The 1,931-nt window shown below is 51.6% G+C and carries 1 rRNA gene; it reads right to left on the bottom strand.

From position 1 onward, the window contains the following. Positions 1-1,852, bottom strand: a 23S ribosomal RNA gene (locus MJZ25_16510); the annotation flags it as partial. Positions 1,853-1,931: the final 79 nt, after the last annotated feature.

A 1,931-nucleotide genomic window follows, 5' to 3' on the forward strand; every position in this document is an offset into this window, starting at 1 on the left:
CGCTACCTTAGGACCGTTATAGTTACGGCCGCCGTTTACTGGGGCTTCAATTCAACGCTTCGGTTGCCCTGACGTCTCCTCTTAACCTTCCAGCACCGGGCAGGTGTCAGGCCATATACTTCATCTTTCGATTTCGCATAGCCTTGTGTTTTTGGTAAACAGTTGCCTGGACTATTTCTCTGCGGCTCTCCTCTCAGAGAGCGACCCTTTTTCCGAAGTTACGGGTCTAATTTGCCTAGTTCCTTAGCCGTGGATCACTCGAGCGCCTCAGTATACTCAACCCAACTACCTGTGTCGGTTTGGGGTACGGGCTCTGGCTCGCTTTTCTTGGCGGTCTTAGTCATACTCGCTTCTCCCGAAGGATAGGCTCAGGGGGCTATTCCGTCAGCCCTCGTATGAGTGACGACCGCGTCACTTTCAGTGCCAGGAGGTGCAGTAATATTAAACTGCTTGTCATCAGCATCGCCTTTCGGCTTAGCCTTAGTCCCCGACTTACCCTGATCCGATTAACGTTGATCAGGAACCCTGAGTTTTTCGGCGAGGAGGTTTCTCACCTCCTTTATCGTTACTTATGCCTACATTTGCTTTTCCAGCCGCTCCACGGTGGCTCACGCCTTCCGATTCACCGCTGCTGGAATGCTCCCCTACCGATTATCGCAAGATAATCCCATAGCTTCGGTAGTATGCTTATGCCCGATCATTATCCATGCCCGGCCGCTCGACTAGTGAGCTGTTACGCACTCTTTAAATGAATGGCTGCTTCCAAGCCAACATCCTAGCTGTCTCTGCAGCCGGACCGCGTTAGAACAACTTAGCATACATTTGGGGACCTTAGCTGATGGTCCGGATTCTTCTCCTCTCGGACATGGACATTAGCACCCATGCCCTCACTCCAGTGGATCATCATGTCAGCATTCGGAGTTTATCAGGACTTGATAGGCGGTGAAGCCCTCGCATCCTATCAGTAGCTCTACCTCTGCATGACTGCCACCAGGCTGCACCTAAATGCATTTCGGGGAGTACGAGCTATTTCCCAGTTTGATTGGCCTTTCACCCCTACCCTCAGCTCATCCAGAAGCTTTTCAACGCTTATTGGTTCGGTCCTCCAGAAAGTGTTACCTTTCCTTCAACCTGGCCAAGGGTAGATCACAAGGTTTCGCGTCTAGCGCATGCGACTCAACGCCCTTTTCAGGCTCGCTTTCACTTCGACTCCGCGGCTGAACCGCTTAATCTCGCCGCACACGACTAACTCGTAGGCTCATTATGCAAAAGGCACGCCGTTACGGCCAAGGCCGCTTCGACAGGTTGTAGGCGCACGGTTTCAGGTTCTATTTCACTCCGCTGTTCGCGGTTCTTTTCACCTTTCCTTCACAGTACTTGTTCACTATCGGTCTCCAAGGAGTATTTAGCCTTACCGGATGGTCCCGGCTAATTCACGCAGAATTTCACGTGTTCCGCGCTACTCAGGTGGTAGATAGATCGTCAGGTCCTTCGCTTACGGGACTGTCACCCTCTATGGTCGGATTTTCCAAGGTGTTCTGCTCGTCGCTGACTTTCACGTCTCTACTCCTATAACCCCGCTCGTTGCCGTAACAACAGCGGTTTGGGCTGTTCCCTGTTCGCTCGCCACTACTGGGGGAATCACGTTTGTTTTCTTTTCCCGCGGCTAATGAGATGTTTCAGTTCACCGCGTTGACCTCCCTTGCGGGATACTGTCGCCAGTGGGTTGCCCCATTCGGAAATCTCCGGATCAAAGGTTATTTGCACCTCCCCGGAGCTTATCGCAGCTTATCACGTCCTTCGTCGTCTCTTGGAGCCAAGGCATCCTCCGTACGCCCTTGCTTTCTTCTTCTTTTCTTTGTTCTTTTTCCTTTATTGGCTCATTCAGTGTTTACCCCTGAATGATCCTCTTTTCCAAAATGTCAATGTAC

This window comes from Fibrobacter sp. (assembly GCA_024399065.1).
Taxonomy (GTDB): domain Bacteria; phylum Fibrobacterota; class Fibrobacteria; order Fibrobacterales; family Fibrobacteraceae; genus Fibrobacter.